Annotated in this window: 17 protein-coding genes and 1 riboswitch; of the genes, 10 read left to right on the top strand and 7 right to left on the bottom strand. The window is 38.8% G+C overall.

Annotated features, from left to right (window positions below; genetic code table 11):
- Positions 1–23: 23 nt before the first annotated feature.
- A complete protein-coding gene (gene atpD / locus IEV85_RS12555) occupies positions 24–1,532 on the bottom strand; it encodes a F0F1 ATP synthase subunit beta (protein WP_188463827.1) in 1,509 nt (502 codons plus the stop codon).
- 262 nt (positions 1,533–1,794) lie between these two features.
- Between atpD and IEV85_RS12550 the strand changes: the two genes are divergently transcribed.
- From IEV85_RS12550 to IEV85_RS12520, 7 genes are all read left to right on the top strand, one after another.
- Entirely contained in the window at positions 1,795–4,245 is a 2,451-nt protein-coding gene (locus IEV85_RS12550; protein ID WP_188463825.1) for a zinc-dependent metalloprotease, read from the top strand.
- A 1,161-nt stretch (positions 4,246–5,406) separates the two neighbouring features.
- Entirely contained in the window at positions 5,407–7,383 is a 1,977-nt protein-coding gene (locus tag IEV85_RS12545; protein ID WP_188463823.1) for a cellulase family glycosylhydrolase, read from the top strand.
- Between the two features lie 908 nt (positions 7,384–8,291).
- Positions 8,292–8,918 (top strand): hypothetical protein, encoded by a 627-nt coding sequence (locus IEV85_RS12540; RefSeq protein WP_188463821.1) that lies wholly within the window; start codon positions 8,292–8,294, stop codon positions 8,916–8,918.
- A gap of 444 nt (positions 8,919–9,362) precedes the next feature.
- Positions 9,363–10,154, top strand: coding sequence for a type IV toxin-antitoxin system AbiEi family antitoxin domain-containing protein (locus IEV85_RS12535; RefSeq protein ID WP_188463819.1), 792 nt, complete (start codon positions 9,363–9,365; stop codon positions 10,152–10,154).
- A complete protein-coding gene (locus IEV85_RS12530) occupies positions 10,151–10,942 on the top strand; it encodes a nucleotidyl transferase AbiEii/AbiGii toxin family protein (RefSeq protein WP_188463817.1) in 792 nt (263 codons plus the stop codon). The genes IEV85_RS12535 and IEV85_RS12530 overlap by 4 nt, the downstream gene beginning before the upstream one ends.
- Complete coding sequence (locus IEV85_RS12525) at positions 10,943–11,143, top strand: hypothetical protein (protein ID WP_188463814.1); 201 nt, start codon at positions 10,943–10,945, stop codon at positions 11,141–11,143.
- A gap of 368 nt (positions 11,144–11,511) precedes the next feature.
- Positions 11,512–12,015: a hypothetical protein gene (locus tag IEV85_RS12520; protein ID WP_188463812.1), complete on the top strand. Its 504-nt coding sequence runs from the start codon at positions 11,512–11,514 to the stop codon at positions 12,013–12,015.
- Between the two features lie 115 nt (positions 12,016–12,130).
- Here the strand turns inward: IEV85_RS12520 and IEV85_RS12515 are convergent, their stop codons facing one another.
- A complete protein-coding gene (locus IEV85_RS12515) occupies positions 12,131–12,277 on the bottom strand; it encodes a hypothetical protein (RefSeq protein WP_188463810.1) in 147 nt (48 codons plus the stop codon).
- Between the two features lie 133 nt (positions 12,278–12,410).
- Here IEV85_RS12515 and IEV85_RS12510 point away from each other — a divergent pair, with 133 nt between their 5' ends.
- Positions 12,411–12,638: a DUF433 domain-containing protein gene (locus tag IEV85_RS12510; protein ID WP_188463808.1), complete on the top strand. Its 228-nt coding sequence runs from the start codon at positions 12,411–12,413 to the stop codon at positions 12,636–12,638.
- A gap of 11 nt (positions 12,639–12,649) precedes the next feature.
- The gene (locus IEV85_RS12505) at positions 12,650–13,003 is read left to right on the top strand and encodes a DUF5615 family PIN-like protein (protein WP_188463805.1); all 354 of its coding nucleotides are present in this window, start codon (positions 12,650–12,652) and stop codon (positions 13,001–13,003) included.
- A 135-nt stretch (positions 13,004–13,138) separates the two neighbouring features.
- On the opposite strand, the gene IEV85_RS12500 is transcribed toward IEV85_RS12505, so the two are convergent.
- Genes IEV85_RS12500 through IEV85_RS12485 form a run of 4 tightly spaced genes read right to left on the bottom strand, consistent with a single transcriptional unit; the run spans position 13,139 to position 15,878 of the window.
- Positions 13,139–13,438 (bottom strand): Trm112 family protein, encoded by a 300-nt coding sequence (locus tag IEV85_RS12500; protein ID WP_188463803.1) that lies wholly within the window; start codon positions 13,436–13,438, stop codon positions 13,139–13,141.
- Between the two features lie 12 nt (positions 13,439–13,450).
- Entirely contained in the window at positions 13,451–14,092 is a 642-nt protein-coding gene (locus IEV85_RS12495; RefSeq protein ID WP_229712582.1) for a thiamine phosphate synthase, read from the bottom strand.
- Entirely contained in the window at positions 14,089–15,153 is a 1,065-nt protein-coding gene (locus tag IEV85_RS12490; RefSeq protein ID WP_188463800.1) for an AIR synthase-related protein, read from the bottom strand. Before IEV85_RS12490 ends, IEV85_RS12495 begins: the two co-directional genes overlap by 4 nt.
- Positions 15,153–15,878 (bottom strand): class I SAM-dependent methyltransferase, encoded by a 726-nt coding sequence (locus IEV85_RS12485; protein WP_188463798.1) that lies wholly within the window; start codon positions 15,876–15,878, stop codon positions 15,153–15,155. Before IEV85_RS12485 ends, IEV85_RS12490 begins: the two co-directional genes overlap by 1 nt.
- 43 nt (positions 15,879–15,921) lie before the next feature.
- Positions 15,922–16,016, bottom strand: a riboswitch (TPP riboswitch).
- A 188-nt stretch (positions 16,017–16,204) separates the two neighbouring features.
- On the opposite strand from IEV85_RS12485, the gene IEV85_RS12480 reads away from it, so the two are divergent.
- The gene (locus IEV85_RS12480) at positions 16,205–18,724 is read left to right on the top strand and encodes a glycoside hydrolase family 3 N-terminal domain-containing protein (RefSeq protein ID WP_188463796.1); all 2,520 of its coding nucleotides are present in this window, start codon (positions 16,205–16,207) and stop codon (positions 18,722–18,724) included.
- A 578-nt stretch (positions 18,725–19,302) separates the two neighbouring features.
- Here the strand turns inward: IEV85_RS12480 and IEV85_RS12475 are convergent.
- On the bottom strand, positions 19,303–20,466 hold the full coding sequence (locus IEV85_RS12475) for an AIR synthase related protein (RefSeq protein ID WP_188463794.1): 1,164 nt from the start codon (positions 20,464–20,466) through the stop codon (positions 19,303–19,305).
- Positions 20,467–20,671 lie beyond the last annotated feature (205 nt).

Raw genomic sequence — 20,671 nt, 5'->3', positions numbered from 1 at the left:
TTAGTCCTTTTTTTAAAAGTGAATTAAGCTTCCGCTAACATTTTCTCACCTGCTTCAATTGCTTCTTCAATTGTTCCTTTCAGGTTGAATGCTGCTTCAGGAAGATGATCTAATTCTCCATCCATAATCATGTTAAAGCCTTTGATTGTGTCTTTAATATCCACTAAAACACCTTTCAATCCTGTAAACTGCTCTGCCACATGGAATGGTTGAGATAAGAATCTTTGCACTCTTCTTGCCCGGTAAACAGTTTGTCTGTCTTCTTCTGAAAGTTCGTCCATACCTAAGATAGCAATGATATCTTGCAGTTCTTTGTATCGTTGTAAAATTTCTTTTACTCTTTGGGCACAATCATAATGCTCATCACCAACAATACTTCTTTCCAGGATTCTTGAAGTTGAATCCAATGGATCTACAGCTGGGTAAATACCTAACTCAGCAATTTTACGAGATAATACGGTTGTAGCATCCAGGTGAGCAAAGGTTGTAGCCGGAGCAGGGTCAGTTAAATCATCCGCTGGCACGTAAACCGCCTGTACTGAAGTAATGGATCCATTTTTAGTAGAAGTAATACGCTCCTGCATTTGTCCCATTTCGGTAGCCAAAGTTGGTTGGTAACCTACTGCTGAAGGCATACGACCTAAAAGGGCAGAAACTTCAGAACCTGCCTGAGTAAATCTAAATATATTATCAATAAAGAATAGAATATCTTTTCCTTGTTCGTTGCTATCTTTATCACCGTCTCTGTAGTATTCAGCCAATGTTAATCCTGAAAGAGCAACTCTTGCACGAGCACCCGGAGGCTCATTCATTTGACCAAAAACGAAAGTAGCTTTAGACTCTTTCAAAGCTTCTTTGTCTACTTTTGATAAATCCCAGGTACCTTCTTCCATTGATTTCATGAACTCTTCACCGTATCTTACGATACCTGATTCCAACATTTCACGAAGCAAGTCATTTCCTTCACGCGTTCTCTCACCCACACCGGCAAATACTGAAAGACCACCATGTCCTTTAGCAATATTGTTGATCAACTCCTGGATCAATACTGTTTTACCCACACCAGCACCACCGAACAATCCAATTTTACCACCTTTTGAATAAGGCTCGATTAGATCAATAACTTTAATACCAGTGTATAGCACTTCTGATGAAGTAGTAAGGTCTTCAAATTTAGGCGCTTGTCTGTGGATAGGTAACCTTGTTTTACCTTCCGGCTGACTGATTCCATCTATGGCATCACCAATTACGTTAAAAAGTCTTCCTTTTATATCCTCTCCAGTTGGCATTGATATAGGCGCTCCGGTATCAACTACTTCCATGCCTCTTGTTAAACCTTCTGTACCATCCATCGCAACGGTTCGTACTCTATTTTCTCCAAGATGCTGCTGACATTCCAAAACGATAACTGTTCCGTCACCTTTTGTTACTTTAAATGCATCTAAAATGTCAGGAAGTTTGGAGCCTTCAGCTTCAAAACTCACATCTACTACCGGACCAATTACTTGGGTAATTTTACCAATATTCGCCATATTTATTTATTTATGATAATAATGAGTGCTATGTTCTCTTTCAGGGTGCAAATCTAAGGCTAAAATCGTTTATAACAAAGCTTTCCTGATCAGCATTCAATCTGTTTTTTAAATTAAATCCTAATTTTATTCTACTTTAAACATGAAATGCTACCAGTCTCAAAATAATGAATATTCCGCTCGTGTAATTCAACCCCTAAAATGAGACTAAAAATTTATTTGTTTGTTAATTTAGAACACAAAAATAAATGTAAGTACACATATGAGAAAAATAATAATTAACATGATGCTTTTGGGGCTTATAGCGCTTTATTCCCAGGAGACATCTGCACAATTGTTTGGAAAAAACAAAAAAGAAGAGGAAAAGAAAGAACAACCTTCGAAGAGTAAATCCCCTTATAAAAAGTACTCCGAGGTAATTACAAAAGAGGCAGTTAGTGATGAGGGACTATTCACTTTTCACAAAGTGGACGACAAATATTATTTTGAAATTCCGCAAGACCTGCTTGAAAAGGAAATATTAATTGTTTCAAGAATTTCAGGGCACGTAAAAGGCCTGAATTTTGGTGGCGCAGGTATGAAATCCAGACCTCAGCAGGTAATTCGTTTCCAGAAAAAAGACAATCAGCTACTGATTAGATCTGTTTCGTACAACTCGGTGGCCAATGAGGAAGACCCTATCTACAAATCAGTAAAAAACAACAACTTTGAACCCGTTATTCATTCCTTCAAAATTGAAGCATTAGGAAAAGACTCTTCTACTTATGTTATTAATATAGAAGATTTCTTCACTACTGATATTCCTATGATTGGTGGTTTGTATGACTATCAGAGAAAAAATTTCAAAATCTCTTCAGTAGATAAAAGCCGCTCCATGATTATGTGGGGAAAAGCCTTCCCTGAAAATGTGGAAATAAGACATATTCTTACCTACAAAGGTTCAGAAATTCCTGATAACCAGTTAACAGGTGCGCTCTCAATTGAACTGAATCAATCAATGATCTTGTTACCGGAGGATCCGATGGTGCCAAGAAATCATGATGATAGGGTGGGCTATTTTTCCATTCAACAAATTGACTATTCAAAAGATGAGCAAAAAGCTGCTCGCAACAGGTTTATTACAAAATGGAGGTTAGAACCATCTGATTGGGATGCATATAACAGAGGTGAAGCAGTTGAACCTGTAAAGCCAATTGTTTATTATATCGATCCTGCTACACCTGTAAAATGGAGAAAATCCATTAAGCAAGGAGTAGAAGACTGGCAGTCGGCTTTTGAAAAAGCAGGGTTGAAAAATGCTATTATAGCAAAAGATGCTCCTACAGCAGAGGAAGATCCGGATTGGAGCCCTGAAGATGTGCGCTATTCTGTAATCAGATACATTGCCACAGATATCCAAAATGCGCAAGGACCACATGTACATGATCCTCGCACAGGAGAAATTCTTGAAAGCGATATTTTATGGTACCACAATGTGATGAATTTATTAAGAAACTGGTATTTCATTCAAACCGCTGCAATTAACCCGGAAGCTCAGAAAATTAAATTTGAAGATGAGTTAATGGGTGAATTGATTCGTTTTGTGGCTGCTCATGAAGTAGGTCATACTTTAGGGTTACCACATAACATGGGTTCAAGTGTAGCATATCCTATAGATTCCTTAAGAAATGCTGAATTCATGAAAACTCACGGAGTAGCTCCTTCTATCATGGATTATGCCAGGTTTAACTATGTGGCACAACCAGGCGATGGGGTGACCAACTTCTTCCCTAAAGTAGGTGAATATGATGACTGGGCTATAAAATATGGTTACAAGCCAATAGCAAATGTAAGCAAGCCATCTGATGAAGAAGACACTCTGAATGAGTGGATTCTTGAGAAAGCAGGGAATCCATTGTACCGATATGGTAGACAAAGAGGAAATCCAACTGATCCTTCAGCTCAAACAGAAGACATAGGAGATGACTCTATGCTGGCATCAGAATTAGGAATCGCCAACCTGAAACGAATTACTGACAAATTATTGGTTTGGGGAGTAGAGGAAGGCAAGAACTACGATGAACTACAAGAGCTTTATAATAATGTAGTGGGTCAGTTTAACCGTTATATGGGCCATGTTACTGCTAATGTGGGCGGTATTTATGAGTTCTATAAAACTTCAGATCAGGAAGGCGCTGTATATATTCATACTGAACTTGACAAACAAAAAAGAGCCATTAAATTCCTGAATGAGCAGTTGTTTGCTACTCCGGAATGGATTATTCAACCTGCTATTCTTACCAGAATTGAAGAAGAAGGTATTGTGGATAGAATTAAAGCTTTGCAAACCCGCACTTTAAGCAATCTAATTTCCAAGGACAGAGTAAAAAGAATTCTTGAAAATGAGGCTTTGAACGGAAAAGACGCTTATTCCGCCACTACTATGATGGACGACCTGAGAACCGGTATTTTCTCAGAGTTGAGATCAGGCGCTAAAATTGATACCTATAGAAGAAATGTACAAAAAACTTTTGTAGAACACTTAGGAGGACTTGTGAATTCAGAAGATAAAGACATCAGAACTACTGATATTCCTTCTTTATCCAGGGGTAACTTAGTGGCTTTGAGAGCAGAAATTAACAGAGGAATCGCAAGACAATCGGATCAAATGTCACGATATCATTTACAGGATTTAGTGAGCAGAATTGATCAGATTCTTAATCCGAATGGTTAATTAGTTAAATTTAATTAAATAAAAAGGCTATTGAGAGAAATTTCAATAGCCTTTTTTGTTGATTTTGATTAGGGCACTCTTGATAAATATTCCAATGTTAGAAAACCAAATGAACTTTGCTCTATAAAGCGGGCGGAAGGACAAAAAGGCGGTGAACGCGTGGAATTGCAGCAAGGGAGTCAGCCAAAGGCTGGTCAGCATTTGGCTGGCAACTGAACTTCAAGGTAGATAACTTGAAGCTACTCAGCGATTGTCGACTTCAGATTTTTGAACTCATCCCGATCCGCCAACTGGCGAACCACCCTTCTCTTTTATGAAGAGAAGGGAATATTTGCAGCAGTCATTGTTACGGAACAATAGTAAATTTAATTAATAATATTGATTCTTACGAGATTTCTCCCCTCTATTCTCGGAAGAGAGGGGACAGATTTGTCGAAGACAAATCAGGGGTGAGTTCTAAAAGTCAGCATACCAACCAGCCATCAGAGCTAGATATATAGTATGCAAAAGATTAAGAATAAAATTTGGGTTAATAATTCAGAGCTTTAGTTAAAACCTCAATGCTCAATGAAATTTCTCTTTACTGCGATTTGCACTAATTTTGGTTAATTCTTAATTGTGCACCTTCTACTTCTTAGACTTCTCGGATTTTGTATTATTTGAGCCATTTCTACTGCTTTTAAAAGCACAACCACCATTTAGTACCCATTCAAAATTCCCATCTCACGCTGAAATGATGCTTTCGGTTATTTGATCAGACTATACCAGTTTTCTCTGACAAAAATGTGGTTGCCAAAACACAAGTTTTGAATTTTAGCTCATAATTACAAACGATTGCATTGGAATTCATAAAATTCAAATTACTGACATTCAGATATTTAATTATCAAGGTGTAGTAAAAGTGTATTGGATTATATTAAGAAGTACTCAAAGTGTACCTAAAAAATATGTTTCATTAATAAACATAATTATAATGCCCAAATAATCGATTGTCAAGCCTGAAGCTGTTGGGTTAAAAGCTAAGGGTTGAGAATAGAAAATTATCTAAAACGGAAAGGAGGCAGTTTTTAATTATTAAAGTTAACCCAAATCTAATCAGTACTAAGCTCTAAAAATTAGTTGAGAGCAAAAATAATTTTTAACCAATTAATTAAAACGTATATGGAACATTTTAATAGAACGATTAAGAAAAACACATCTTTATTTGTAATGATGCTGTTATTTTCTGCTTTTTTTATTCAAGTACCGGCTCAGGGTCAGTATATTAAAACTCAGGGAACCCAAATTGTAGGACCAAATGGGCAGCCTTTCCAGATGGTAGGTATCAACCTTGGCAACTGGCTGGTTTGGGAGGGTTACCTGATGATGGGTGATTTCCAATACCGCACGCACACCCAATTCTTTAATAGCGTAAAAGATGCTTTTGGAGGTAATTTGCAGCAGGCTATGGAATTCGAGCACCAATGGCGTTTAAATTACGTTAACCTGCAATCGATTACCGAACTTGGTAATATGGGCTTCAATTCTGTAAGAGTACCTTTTCATTATAATCTTTTTTGGAATGGTTCCGGATTAACGGATAGAGGTTTCCAGTACTTTGACAGAGTAATTAATTACTGCCGTGATAATGGTATGTATGTATTATTGGATATGCACGCTGCCCCTGGTTACCAGAATCCCGGTGACCATAGTGATAACGTAAATTCAAATTCAGGTCAGCCAAGAGGGAGTGTGACTTTTTGGGATGGTAATAATGTAAATATTGCAGCCCAGGTATGGCGCCACATTGCCAACCGCTATAAAAATGAGCCGGTTGTTTGGGGTTACGACCTGATAAATGAGCCTGTTCCGCAGGATGGCAGAGAATATGAGCTATTACCGTCCATGATTGCTATGAGAAATGCCATCCGGGAAGTAGATAATAATCATATTATTGTAGCCGAAGGCAGCTGGTGGGGATCGGATATGCAAAAGCTGGATTGGACTGACCCTCAGGTACAGTCAAATTCGGGCGTAAATTACCGTTGGGACAATAACCTGGTTTACCAGACCCACCATTATACCTTCGGAAATGCTGCCAGCATCAACGATATGAACGGCAGAAAAGCGCTTACCGATAAATTAAATGTTCCCCTTATGTTGGGAGAATACGGTGAGGATACTAATCCTATCATTCGCCAGCTTACCGACTGGTGTACCAATAATAATGTAGCTTACTTTCCATGGTCATTCAAGAAAATGTACCATGACAGGACCTTGTGGACCATTAATCCCGATGCAGGATATAACAGGGTGAGAGATTATATTAGGGATGGAGGGGCACCACCGGCAAATGCCTATAATGATATGATTGGCTTTGCTCAATATAGCATTGGCAACGGAAGTCCGCTCATTACCTATCATTCGGGTTTTTATGATGCCATAAAATACACCGGAAATAGTAATACGAATCCTAATGCATCTTCCGGCTCAGGTGTTCCCATAGGCCAGACTATTTGGCTACGGGGAACCAATGGTAAGTTTGTATCTTCAGAAAACGGTGGCACAGGCATGATGTGCAACAGAAACTCAGTAGGTGGTTGGGAACAATTCACGGTTGTTGATGCCGGAGGAGGAAAAATTGGCCTGAGAGGTACCAATGGATTGTATGTTTCCTCTGAAAATGGTGCTTCAGCGATGATGTGTAACAGAGGTTCAATTGGAGGATGGGAAGCTTTCGATTGGGTAGATACCGGAAATGGAAATATTGCGCTTAGAGGAACCAATGGTCAGTATGTGTCTTCCGAAGATGGCGTTTCTCCCATGATGTGTAATAGAAGCTCCATAGATGGATGGGAGAATTTTACGTACGGAATAGTGGGAAGCAATACACAAGCTAATTCCAATCAAAATGCTGCACTGGAAATGAAAAAGGATGGCTTTTTTGTAGGAAGCGTTTATCCTAACCCGGCAACATCCGGCTTTACAGTAAGTGTTTCTGATCCATCAGTGGTGAAAATTGCGAATATAAACGGCAAAATTGTATTTAATGCCCGGGTGGAAAAAGACGTGAAGATAGATCAGTTGAGAAGCGGTTTATACCTTGTTATTATGACCAGTAATGATAAAGTTCTGACCAGAAAGGTGATTGTAGAGTAAGTATAAAGCAAAGCAGTCTGCAGAACTGTATTTTCTAAATAAATGGAGTGGCTGATGAGAATGACACTTTTCAGCCATTCCTTTTTTCAATGGTTCTACTTCAATTTTATCTTTCCTTTCTTTTTGCTTGAACAAAAAGAAACAAAAATTCAAGGCTGTATTCATTTCATCTGATGTCAATAATATTTTTAGTCAGATGGAATCTCGGGAAAATGATATCTTAAAAAGATATAAATACAAAAGGCTCGATTTCTTAACGACATTTTTTAACGACATTTTGTAGTTCTAACTGGGAAACAAAAAAACTCTCCACTAGCCAGCGGATCAAACATTTTGTTTCTTATCCAATTAGAAATACAAAATCCCTAAAATGAATAAGGCCAATCCGTCTAACGTTATTTAAACTGACAACTGAACCTCAAAGGAGATAACTAGTCTTTTGATGCAGCAGAAAATAGAGATAAAGCTGTTGGTTTTCTGCTGATTTTGATCTGTGCGGCTATCCCCTTAAGGGGATTATAGGGGTGTTTTTTGAGATAGAATAGTTACGCCAGTTAAGAAAATTATATCTTGTTATATAGTAGAAAAAGAAAAGAAAGAGTTTTAAAGCCTGTACCGACTTATCGATAAGTTTCAGTTAGAGAAGTGGAAATAGCATTGGTGGTAAATTATATTTTTTAGGTATTCTCAATTAAAGTAGCAGTGGAAGCTTTAATAAAAAAGAAAGCAATTCCTCACCCCTAATCAATTAGTAAATGCTCTTTTCGATCAACAGCAAATTTTGCACTTCGAGTTTATCAACGGGTGAACTATATTTGTTCCAAATCAAATCCCAAAACCTTTTAAGATAATCCCTTCATAAAAGCTTTCCAGGAGTTGATTAAGTATTGATTTTTTCAAATAAAGTTATGGCAGAATGTACAATTTGTGGAGGATTCACAAAATTTGATGGTGGGCTTTGTTACTCATGTTATAAAGAGAATGGAGAGCCGAAGAAAGCTACAGTGGAAGTTGAGCAATTGCCCCTCAATGTTATGAAGGTGGATGATAAAAAGAAAGATAACCCTTGGGTTTCTGGAGTGATTAAAGGTAGAATAGCAGAAACAATAGTGGAGGAGTTATTTCGATCATTAGGGTTTCAAGTGTTTAGCTATGGAATGGAAAATTCCATTCCAGGTATTAAGGATTTATTGAAAGGTGTTAAGGGTGAGGTGTCTAAAAACATCAGGCAAATGCCTGATTTTGTGATTTTTAAAGACAAACAAGCCCACTTTATAGAAGTAAAGTATAGAGCAAGTGGAGAGTTTAAATTAAAAGATATCTCAAAGTACGGTGATTATCCTTTTGAAAATGCTTTAATTGTGCTTGTCACTAAAAGACATATTAAGTGTATTTCTTTTCAAGAACTGATGGAAGGAAAAGAAATCACTCCAACTTGTCGTAATTATTTAGGTAATAGAAAAGAATTTGATACTGATAAAGAGAAAATCAAAGAGTATTGCGGCTATGCTGTAAAGTTCTTTGAAAATGTATAGTTGTTAACAAATGCACTTTAAATATCGCAAGCGGCCACTTGTGCTTTTGAATATTCTTCAAAATTCCCACACATTAACCCGGTCAGTTTATCTAATAACCTAAGGATCAATCGCATTTTTTCAGTGAAAAATACTATTTTAATAATGAATATGACAACTATTATCCTATATTTACAACTAATCAATTGCCGAAACCTTTATACCCAATCAATTCATAAAGCTTTCTGGGAGGTGAGGATATAATTATTGCTGATATAACTCTTATTATTAGGGCTATTACTAATATAAAACCAATCGTACATTTAAGTACATTTGGTTTTTGCCACCACACAAAGCCAACTCTAAAAAACCAAAAGAGCTAAAATTTTACATCCCTCTAATAAATCTTAGTTATTATTCTCTATAAGTAGCATTTTTTACTACTTTTGTAAAAATTATACTAAAGTGAACGCTAAAGCATTTATCAAGCATCTTTTGTCAATTGAGAGTTATTCCTTTTCTCTTGAAGAAATAGCAAAAAATACTGACGGAGAAGGAACTTCACTAAAATTTCAGCTTGCCAGATTAATAGAAAAACAAGAAATAGTAAACTTTAGAAAGGGGTTTTATTTAATTATACCACCTAGATACTCAAAACAAGGAAAAATCCCAATTCAATTATACGCTGAAAAGCTTTTCAAAAGCTTGAATCGCAATTACTATTTGGGATTTTATACTGCAGCAAAATTTCATGGAGCTAGTCATCAACAATCCCAACAAGAATATGTGATGACAGAAAAACCCAAAATGGGTGACATCCAAAAAAAAGAATTGAAAATTCGGTTTTTCACGGCTTCTAAATGGTCAAACAAAAATATTCAAGAAAGAAAATCGGATGCAGGGATTTTCAAAATCTCCAGCCCTGCCCTAACAGCTGTTGACTTAATTCATCATCAATCCAAATTGGGAGGAATCAATAGGATGTTAGCTGTTTTTGAAGAACTCTCAGAAGAGATAAATCAAGATGATATACAAAATCTCTTAACATGGTACCCACATAAAAGTACATTACAAAGACTTGGTTTCATACTAGAAGAAATGCAAGTAGACGAGACATTGACTCAGCCTATTTTGGAACATCTAATAACAAATAAATATTTCCCAGTATTGCTCTCTCCAAAAACGAATCAAAAAGCTGGAGCTGTTAACAACCAATGGAAGGTAGATGTAAATAGTAAATTGGATAGTGACTTATGATACCTAAACCTGACATAGCACAATGGCAAGAACATGCTCCATGGAAAGACTTTTCTCAGGTAGAACAAGATCTAATTATCAGTAGGGCATTGGTGGAAATTTTCTCTGATGACTATCTAAGGGAACATTTAGCTTTTAGAGGTGGGACCGCATTACATAAACTCTACTTAAACCCCGCTTCAAGATATTCTGAAGATATTGACTTGGTTCAGATTAAGCAAGGCCCCATCAAACCAATCATGGAGCGGATTGGCGAAGTGATTACCTTCTTTAAGGAAGGTAGAAAAACGCAAAACAGAGGGCATGGAATCAAAGCACTATACCGATTCACATCTGAGTATGAAGAAATTCGGATGCGATTGAAACTTGAAATCAACTGTCGGGAGCATTTCAATGTATTGGATTGGGTAGACTTCCCTTATACCGTGCAAAGCGAATGGTTTGAAGGCAATTGTAAAATACGTACGTACAGTATCAATGAGTTGCTAGGTACCAAACTCAGAGCACTATATCAAAGAAGCAAAGGGCGCGACTTATTTGATCTGGATTATGCCAGACGTAATATGGACATCAATATTGATGAAATCCTTGAGTGTTTTCGAGCGTACATTGAGTTTCCTACTGATAAAAAACCTCCAAGTCAAAAGGAGTTTTTGCAAAACATTGAAGCGAAAGAAAATGACCCGGACTTTGTAGGAGATATGGAAGCCCTATTACGGCCGGAAATAGAATACAATCAACAAGAAGCCTTTGAATGGCTGAAAACAGAATTAATTGAAAGGATATAAATGAGCAATATAACATCTATCATAAAATTAATTAGAAACATCATGAGGAAAGATGAAGGGCTTGAGGGTGATACCCAACGGATTTCTCAGATGGTGTGGATGCTTTTTATGAAGATATTCGCTGATAAAGAAGAAGAATGGAAAATATCAAGAAAAACATATAAGAGTCCAATCCCTGAGAAGCTAAAATGGCAAAATTGAGCAGCAGACTAAGATGGTCTGACAGGAGAAGAATTGATAACATTTATAAATGACAAATTATTCCCTGTATTAAAAACTATTGAACCAAACGATACAGATCAATCAGTAATTGTGAAATCAGTTTTTAATGACACATACAATTACATGAAAAAGGGAACATTGTTCTGTCAAGTAATTAACGAGATAAATAAAATTGATTTTTCAAATAAAAACCTGGACAGACATGGTTTTAATGACATTTATGAGACAATATTAAATTAAAAGAACGTAAGCATTTGATAAAAGTATTGGGCTTGTCTAAGTGGCAAACCGAAAGGGTAGTGTTCATAGCCCTCTACGTCTCTTAGCCAATCGTTAGAATTCACAGTATGACGGAAGAAAGTTTAAAAGATTTTATATTACACTACTCAAAGAAAGACTTTGAAGATATAAGCTTCTATTGGAATGGAAGACATGGAGAGGATTTTGAAGACCTAAACTATGACTTAAGAATGGATGTTTGTGAGTATCTTGTCAAAGACTTAAGGTTGGCTCCAGACCAACTTATAGTCGATTTATACACTGAACTTGCCAAATCAGCAGAACAGACATTCGGAGTTTATAATAAGTTTCATTTATTCGCAAATGAGCTGCTTTTAAGAGGCGGAAGTAAATACATTGACATCTATATTAACGGTGCTACAAGAAGCATGGATACAAGTCTAATGAGCAGTCGACTGGATCTTCCTAAATCCATATTAAATGAAATTACTGAGTTTTTAGAACAAAAAATAAAGACAGAACCTCGAAATAAAGTAACTCAACATTATTTACATATGTTAAAACGCTTCACATTTCTAAGAGATAAAAAAAATATAAGTGCCAACAATTAAGCATTTGTATGGTCGGCACGAACTAATATAGCCTGTCTACCCTCTGACGGCACTCTTGCCAGGTGTCTTTGCTGCTATCTCTAAGTAAATCAGTTCATTTAACCCACCCCCCTTTTTATCCATTATCACCCATCTCCAAAGCTCTTGCATAAGTAAGTCCATCCAAGCGAAAGCTTTGATCTCCTGCAGGCAATTCCAATCCCCACTTGTTCATAACCGGGCCTCCGAAAGTCCGTAGAATTGAATTATTGGTGAAAATCAAATTAATAAGCCCACCGTGCGGATTGCCGTGGTAATTAACTGAATTTTTTATATTTTTAATCAGCTACGAATTTACTCACTCGCATGGGTAAGAATGGCCGAACGAAGAAATAAGAAATTTCGTACCTTTGAATATGGAATGGAGAAAACACATAACATCGGATGAAACTGTACTACTTGGAAAGCCTACAGTAAAAGGAACTCGTGTATCTGTTGAACATATCATTGGACTCCTTGCGCAAGGATGGACAGAACAACAAATTCTTGAAAATTATCCTCGAATGAATCAGGAATCACTACAAGCTGTTTTCTCTTACATCCAGGAATGCTTAAAGGACGGCCTTTTATACATTAATTCTTAAATTCACCCAACTTGAAGTATCTAGCTAATGAGAATGTACCATTCTCCAGCGTCACTTATCTCAAATCAAAAGGTTACGACATTAAAGCAATTGGAGTTGACGACCCTAGTATTACGGACGAAGAGGTTATGCAGATTGCTATTGATGAAAACAGGACTATTATCACTTATGACAGCGATTATGGTGAATTAATATTCAAACATGGATACAAACCGCAAGCAGGTGTCATTTTCATCAGGACTCAGCCAACTGAACCATTAGAAACAGCAAAGATTTTAGAAGAGCTCCTTACTAATAGAATTATTTCATTTCAGCGCAATTTGACTGTCATTGACTCCAACACGATTAGACAGAAAAAATATTAACGCTTGGCTTGCCAATCAAGTAGTAAGTCTTAAGCCATAAACTCACAGTGAGGCTCTCCCACTTTGGAGTACGCGCACCGCGTGTGTCTTTGCCAATATCTCTCACCAAAACAGTTCATTTAACCACCCCACTTTTCATCCATTATCACCCATCTCCAATGCTCTTGCATGGGTAGGCCCATCTAAGCGAAAGCTTTGGTCCCCTGCAGGCAATTCCAATCCCCACTTTTTCATTACCGGGGCCTCCAACGCTTTTTGCCTGTATTCATCAGGGGTCATAATCGGAATACCGTAAATAATAGGGAAATAACGCTGACAATCTGAGCAAGTCAAAAGTCCTTCAATAATTTCGTTCTCCTCCTGTTTGAAAATATTGACATTTAAATCACCCTTATCAAAAGGGCAGCACATTTTCTTTAATAGTCTACTTTGCATAATTTTCTATATCTAATCGCTATAATCTAAATCCTGTAGTTTTGCTTTATATTTTTTGGCAGCCGCTTCCGGGTCGGCCTCATTTAAGATCCCTGAAATAACCGCAATGCCATTGAAAGGTAGCTCCTTCAATTGCCCAAAATTTTCCTGATTAATTCCTCCGGAAAGAAAAATGGGCATATTGCTAATTTCCTTTGCGTTCTTGATGCTATCGGGCTGCACAATATCACAGCTTTGCACGGAAGGAGATGGAAATACCGAGCAAAAACTAATGTAAGACAAGCTATTTTGCTCTGCCAGTTGCACTACCTCCATATTATTGGTGACGGTAAGGCCAATATATTGGTCTTTCAACCTAGGCTGAATAGTTTGAAAATCGGCCGGCAGCTGGTCAAAATGCACTCCGTCTAATCCTGTTTCCAGTGCCAGGCTCCAATCCTGATTCATGAGCAGTGGCACCTGAAAATCCTTTGTCAATTCTTTTGCCCGTTGAATAAATTCCAATTTTGCTCCCCTGGGCTGATCATTTGGCCAATGGTCCCAAATTTGTACAATGTCTACGCCCCCTTTCAAAGCCGAATGCAGTTTCTTCAACAAGCTTTCGTGCGCTTGACTAGGGTCAATGACCAAATAGAGTCCTGCTAGTTTCTTCATTTCCACCCTGCTTGAAATGCTTTAAAAAATGCGGCCCAATAAGGATCTACTCCATCAAAAACAAAAGACCTCTGTTCACCATTCTTTTCCACAAGCTGCTTAGCAAAACCTTCCGTGAAAACGCCAATTTTACAAGCTTCCACTCCTTCTTTGGAAAGGCCCTGGATCAAGCGGTCTTCATTTCCCGGCTTTACTGCCATCAGCATAGAGCCGGCACCGATGGAGATAAAGGGATCAATTTCAAACAGCGCTGTAATCTGCTTCACCTCCTCATTAATCTTAATTTTATCTAATTCCACTGTGAAACCGCAACCAGAAGCATCCGCCATTTCGGCCAATGCGCCTAAAATTCCTCCTTCTGTTACATCATGCATGGCATGCAATTCACTGTTCGGCTCCAGGATGCTGGAGGCCGCTAATGCTTCTTTCAGTACAGAAAGATCCCAAAAGTTGTGGGCGGCTATTTTCTGGGTTTCTTCACCGCACTTTTCACTAACCGTTTTAGGGAAAGCATTGGCCAAAAGGGAGGAAGATGATAATGCCGCATGTTTTGTCATGATGATGCTGTCCCCGATCTCCGCATTATTACTGCTCAATATTTTGTCCCTGGGAGCCTGCAAAAACATAGTGCCTCCTCCGGAAATGGTTGATTCCTGTCCCGGAATCTGACCTGTATGGCCACCCGTAATACTTATGTCCAATTTTTTGCATAGTGCATCAATGTGACCCCAATACAAGTTAAAATCTTCCCGCGACAAGCTGACCGGCAGATTAAGCACAAACTGAGCATACTGAGGAGCAAAGCCTGTAGTTGACATATCATTGGCCAATAAGTGCACGGATAAGTGGGCCGAAATTTCCATGCCCAGGGACGGAATCAGGGAAAGCGGATCGCTGGAAGTGGCCAGCGCTTTTCCATTACCCAGATCAACAATGGCGGTATCAACGCCAAATCTAGGCCCACAAATCACTTCTTCTCGTTTTGCCCCGCATTTATTCAGTAAATCCTCTTTAAACACCTGGGCATCTACTTTTCCAAATTGTTCATCGAATGCCGCCATTATACATCATTAAATTGTACATATAAGCCGAAGAAATCGCCATAAGGCAACTTCCACTGCTGCCGTGGAAACCACTTGGGTAAGCCAGTCGCATTCCACTCAATGGTATAGTCCCGGTCGGGGAGTGCCTCAGCGATGAGTTCTTTTAAGGAAGCAGGCGTATAAAAATTAGCCGTTACGTAATAATTGTTCCGTCCAAACAACTGCTGTACTCTTCTTCGCACCAATTTGGGCGTATTGCGATTCATCATCCCAAAAATGATTCCGTATTTACCTACTCTTGCCGCTTCACGGATTACCTCTATCGGTCTTTTGTAATATTCAAAAGTGGTGATGAAGGCCAGCGCATCAAAAGTATGATCTTTGAATGGCATGTGGTGAGAATCAGCCAAAACCAAATCCCCATCGAAGAGGTGAACACCCTGAGCCAGCATAAAAGGAGAAATATCTCCACCTGTAGCCTGAATTCCTATTTCATGCCACCATCGGGTGAAGCGCGTAGTGCCACAGCCAAATTCCAGTAAGCTTTCAACGCGGCTATCTTTCTTGATAAGTCCTTCCAGCGTCTTTTTTTGCCAAACTTCCTGGCGCTTATAGGGTCCTTCGTAATACGCCTCGTAGTGGTCTGTATCGTCCCTGTTAAAAAACCACTCCTGTCTTCCTTGCCAATTGCGCAATTCACCAGTGGCGACATCGAATTTTTCCTTTTTTGAAATTTGTGTCATCGATCTAAGAATTTAAGATCTATGTATGCAGGGGAAGATGAAGTTCGAATGGTGTTCACAATTCCTACGCTAGCATTACCTAGATCAGGTTATTTGGGTATAATCTCAGCCGTTCAGTAGGCACCCCATGTAAAATTCAATACGAAGCTAAGGATAATAAGATACTTAAGCAATGCATTTAAAATTTATCCCTTAGGCATAGGATAATGGTGCAAGCAGACCAATATTACAAAAGGAAACGTTATTGAAACAGTAAAAAATAACTTAACTTTCCGCTAAATTTACAATCCGAAAGAATGCCTAATTCCTAATAAACCGTATTTAAAATGGCTAATAAAATTTTTGCGATCAGATCATTATTTTTATCTGTACTCTTATTTCCTCTTTTCTCCCTTATCATTTCAAGCTGCTCTCAACAGCAGAGCAGTACCGTGGAGGCTCAATCTGAAAATACTGTGAACCCTAAAGATTGGCCCAGTATTAAGCCAATACCTTTAGATCCTGCAATAGAAGCACAAATAGATTCAATACTACCCAAACTGACTCTGGAACAAAAAGTAGGTCAGGTAATTCAGGCCGATAATGGATCTGTCACCCCTGAGGAGGTGAAGAAATACCGTTTGGGTTCCGTGTTAAGCGGTGGGAATTCGGCACCGGGTCCCTTACCGTATGCAGATACAAAAAAGTGGTTAGAACTGGCTGATGAATACTATTATGCCTCTATTGATACGGAAGGTGTTGAAATTGCCATACCTTATATATGGGGAATAGATGCGGTACATGGTCATGCTAACCTTAGTGGGGCTATAGTCTTTCCTCACAATGTAGGGCTTGGCGCTATGAATAATCCCGATTTAATTGAAAAAATTGCAGCAGTAACCGCTCATGAGCTTACAGTATCCGGCCATGATTGGACCTTTGCTCCCACTTTAGCGGTTCCTCAGGATCTGCGCTGGGGGAGAAGTTATGAAGGATTCTCTGAAGACCCTGAAATTGTGAAGTCCTATGCAGATCGGATTGTGTATGGATTGCAAGGACATGTAGGTACAGATGATTTTATGGGCCCAGGCCGTGTTATATCCAGTGCTAAACATTTTTTAGCTGACGGTGCCACCAAAAATGGTGTTGATCAGGGTGATGCCCAAATCAGTGAAAAGGAATTAATTAATGTGCATGCTGCTGGTTATTATAGCGCAATACCTGCAGGCGTGCAAACGGTTATGGCTTCTTTCTCAAGCTGGCAGGGCAGAAAACTCCATGGCGACAAAGAATTGTTAACGGATGTGTTAAAGGGCCAATTGGGCTTTAATGGTTTCGTAGTGGGCGACTGGAATGGTCATGGTCAAGTGCCCGGTTGTACGAATACAGATTGCGCACCGGCTCTGAATGCAGGCCTGGACATGTATATGGCTCCAGATAGTTGGAAAGGGCTGTATGAAAGTACGTTAAAGCATGTTCAGGAAGGAACAATTCCTATGTCTCGCTTAGATGATGCAGTCCGCAGGATTTTGAGAGTGAAAATTGCCTCAGGTATATTTACCAAGGGCGCACCCAGCACACGCAAAAACGCAGGAGATGAAAGTCTGCTAGGCCTTCCAGAAAACAGAGCTATTGCACGCCAGGCAGTGAGGGAGTCAATGGTTTTACTTAAAAATAACGATAACGTTTTACCTATTGATCCTACAAAAACTATTTTGGTAATCGGTGATGGCGCAGCAAGCATTTCCAAGGCAGCAGGCGGGTGGACCTTATCGTGGCAAGGCACAGGTCATACCAATGATGAGTTCCCTAATGGTGAATCTATATTAGATGGCATTAAAGAAGCGGTTAGTTCAGCCGGAGGTAAGGTAATTTTTTCAGCTGATGGAGATACAAACGAGACTGCTGATCTTGTAATCGCCATATATGGAGAAGATCCATACGCAGAGTTTCAGGGCGATAGAGAAAACCTTGACTTTGCTCCAAATGGTTTTGACGTAAACAAATTGGCTGAGTTTAAAAACAAAGACATTCCTGTTGTATCTGTTTTTCTATCGGGTCGCCCACTGTGGGTCAATCCTGAAATAAACCAATCAGATGCCTTTATTGCGGCATGGTTGCCTGGAAGTGAAGGAGGTGGTATTTCCGATCTGTTATTTCAAAGAGATCCTTCCTTTGATTTTACCGGACGTCTGTCTTTCGCCTGGCCTGCAAGTGCCGTGGTATCAGAAGATGCTGAACCCTTATTTAAATTAGGCTACGGCCTTAGTTACGATGATACTGAAGCGCTTGATCAACTTTCGGAAAACTCCGGTTTAGAAAATAGTGAAGTTAGCTCCACTGGTGAGTTTTTCAATAAAGGCCTTGCTGTGGCACCTTGGGGATTATGGTTGAGATCGGGCGATTTGCTTAAACAAATTGCTAGTTTCCCTACTTCTGTGGGAGGCTTGATCATTAGTAAAACAGACCATGAGGCGCAAGAAGATGCCTTGAGAATCAAATGGACTCAATCGGATCGAGACCAAATGCGAATAAGTGCTGCTTCACCAAGCGACATGTCGCGACAGGCAAATGGTGCTATGGAAATTGCTTTCTCAGCAAAATCATTTACAGAAGGTCAGGCAGTTGTACAAATCGGTATGTGCGATTCAGACGCCTCTTGTAATGAAACACTGGATATCAGCATTGCTGCCGGAGACTGGAAAGAGTATCGAATAAGCTTAAGCTGCTTTGATAATCTCGGTGTCGATATGACTACTATAAGCTCAGCTTTCACGATTACAGCCGGAGAAGGTGTTGATATTGGATTGAGTAACATTCGCTTAGCATCTGATGATGATGCTAAGCCAGGATGTGATGGAAATTAATGTTTGTTTCTTTCGGAGAACCTTTAATATATTACAATTCATCCTCCTCTGGTAGGAGGATGAATTCATTCAAGCATTGTAGTACGGATGCAATGATCTCTTAGTATACATTCAATTCGAGTTAAAAACTTGATGTTTGTAGGATCCTCGTTGCAAACGAGGACTAGCGGGAGGGATCTAACTTTCTGCATAATTCTAGGAGATTCCAAATATTTCTCTCGTTCCTCGCGAAATTTTGGAATGACGTACTGAATTGAAGATTGTGGTTTGCATGTGGGCATAGTTTTTTGTCTCATTCAGAACCTTTATCTACTGCTGCCAACAGCAATGGAACCGTCATCCCTGAAAATCAATAAGCCGTAGGATTATTATTTATCAGGGATCCCCTGGCTCACGCAGAAAGCTTAATTGAGGCTATTAAAATCAGTAAACCTTTCAATTTAAAAGCTTTATAGTGCTGTCATAGCGCTCAAAACATGGGATTCCAATTATTTCTCTCGTTCCTCATGAAATTTTTTGCCTGGTCAGCCTTTGGCTGAGAATGACGCACTAGATTAAAGATTTTGGCTTCCTCCTTGTTAATAAATAAACTCCCCATTCTCCCCTTTAACAGTTACCTGCTTCTTTTCAGCAGCTTCTACCCTACCAATAATTTGTGCATCAATATTGAATGATTTTGAGATATCAATAATAGCCTGTGCATCCTTTTCCTCCACATAAAGCTCCATCCTGTGGCCCATATTGAAAACTTTATACATCTCTTTCCAATCGGTGCCTGATTCCTCTTGAATCATTTTGAATAAAGGAGGTGTAGGGAAAAGGTTATCTTTAATTATATGTAAGCCTTCTACAAAATGAAGCACCTTAGTTTGCGCTCCCCCACTGCAATGCACCATACCTGCTACTTTTCCCGGTAATTCTGATAATACTTTCTTAATAACAGGGGCATAGGTTCTGGTGGGAGATAAAACCAGTTTTCCGGCATCAACAGTAACACCTTCCACTTTATCAGTTAGCTTTTTAGAGCCCATATAGGCTAATTCAGCAGGGATTCCATTATCAAAACTTTCAGGATACTTACTTACAAGTTCATTATTAAAAACATCATGTCGTGCGGAGGTTAATCCATTACTTCCCATGCCTCCATTATATTCTGACTCATAAGATGCCTGGCCATAAGATGCTAAACCTACAACCACTTGGCCAGCCTTTATACCACCATTTGAAATAACATCAGATCTTTTCATTCTGGCAGTAACAGTGCTATCTACTATGATTGTGCGTACAAGATCACCCACATCGGCCGTTTCACCACCTGTGCTAATGATATTCACTCCATGATTTCTCAACATTTCAAGCACTTCCTCAGTACCATTGATAATTGCAGAGATTACCTCACCCGGAATAAGGTTTTTATTTCTGCCGATGGTGGAAGAAAGCAATATTTTATCCGTGCAACCTACACAAAGCAAATCGTCAATATTCATGATAATAGCATCTTGTGCTATACCCTTCCAAACAGAAATATCACCGGTTTCTTTCCAGTACATATAGGCTAAAGAAGATTTTGTTCCTGCACCATCCGCATGCATAATGGTACAATAGTCTTCATCTCCCACTAAATGATCAGGTACAATTTTGCAAAATGCCTGAGGAAAAAGCCCTTTGTCAAGGTTTTTAATAGCATTATGTACATCTTCTTTAGAGGCAGAAACCCCTCGCTGGTTATATCTATCGGACATGGTAATTGCAATGTTTGGTCAAAATTAGTGGGATTGTTGAAAGTAAACTAATTGTAGCTTTAGTTTTTCATGCCTGCACAGCTAATTTTAGGTGTGATTGATTCCTTAAGTTATTTCATACAACCGGAAAGAGCATTAAAAATTAATTTGGGCCAAATTGTAGCATAAACATAGAAGTAATAACAGTTGAAATTCTGTGAAATAT

The organism is Marivirga lumbricoides (assembly GCF_014636295.1).
GTDB classification, from domain to species: Bacteria; Bacteroidota; Bacteroidia; order Cytophagales; family Cyclobacteriaceae; genus Marivirga; species Marivirga lumbricoides.
Note: the sequence above shows the minus strand (reverse complement) of the source record. Positions and strands in the feature narration are given on the sequence as shown.

Bases quoted from the DNA above. Each gene is read 5' to 3' on its own strand.
- atpD (WP_188463827.1), bottom strand. From the start codon at position 1,532: ATGGCGAATATTGGTAAAATTACCCAAGTAATTGGTCCGGTAGTAGAT.
- IEV85_RS12550 (WP_188463825.1), top strand. From the start codon at position 1,795: ATGAGAAAAATAATAATTAACATGATGCTTTTGGGGCTTATAGCGCTT.
- IEV85_RS12545 (WP_188463823.1), top strand. From the start codon at position 5,407: ATGGAACATTTTAATAGAACGATTAAGAAAAACACATCTTTATTTGTA.
- IEV85_RS12540 (WP_188463821.1), top strand. From the start codon at position 8,292: ATGGCAGAATGTACAATTTGTGGAGGATTCACAAAATTTGATGGTGGG.
- IEV85_RS12530 (WP_188463817.1), top strand. From the start codon at position 10,151: ATGATACCTAAACCTGACATAGCACAATGGCAAGAACATGCTCCATGG.
- IEV85_RS12525 (WP_188463814.1), top strand. From the start codon at position 10,943: ATGAGCAATATAACATCTATCATAAAATTAATTAGAAACATCATGAGG.
- IEV85_RS12520 (WP_188463812.1), top strand. From the start codon at position 11,512: ATGACGGAAGAAAGTTTAAAAGATTTTATATTACACTACTCAAAGAAA.
- IEV85_RS12510 (WP_188463808.1), top strand. From the start codon at position 12,411: ATGGAATGGAGAAAACACATAACATCGGATGAAACTGTACTACTTGGA.
- IEV85_RS12500 (WP_188463803.1), bottom strand. From the start codon at position 13,438: ATGCAAAGTAGACTATTAAAGAAAATGTGCTGCCCTTTTGATAAGGGT.
- IEV85_RS12495 (WP_229712582.1), bottom strand. From the start codon at position 14,092: ATGAAGAAACTAGCAGGACTCTATTTGGTCATTGACCCTAGTCAAGCG.
- IEV85_RS12490 (WP_188463800.1), bottom strand. From the start codon at position 15,153: ATGGCGGCATTCGATGAACAATTTGGAAAAGTAGATGCCCAGGTGTTT.
- IEV85_RS12485 (WP_188463798.1), bottom strand. From the start codon at position 15,878: ATGACACAAATTTCAAAAAAGGAAAAATTCGATGTCGCCACTGGTGAA.
- IEV85_RS12480 (WP_188463796.1), top strand. From the start codon at position 16,205: ATGGCTAATAAAATTTTTGCGATCAGATCATTATTTTTATCTGTACTC.
- IEV85_RS12475 (WP_188463794.1), bottom strand. From the start codon at position 20,466: ATGTCCGATAGATATAACCAGCGAGGGGTTTCTGCCTCTAAAGAAGAT.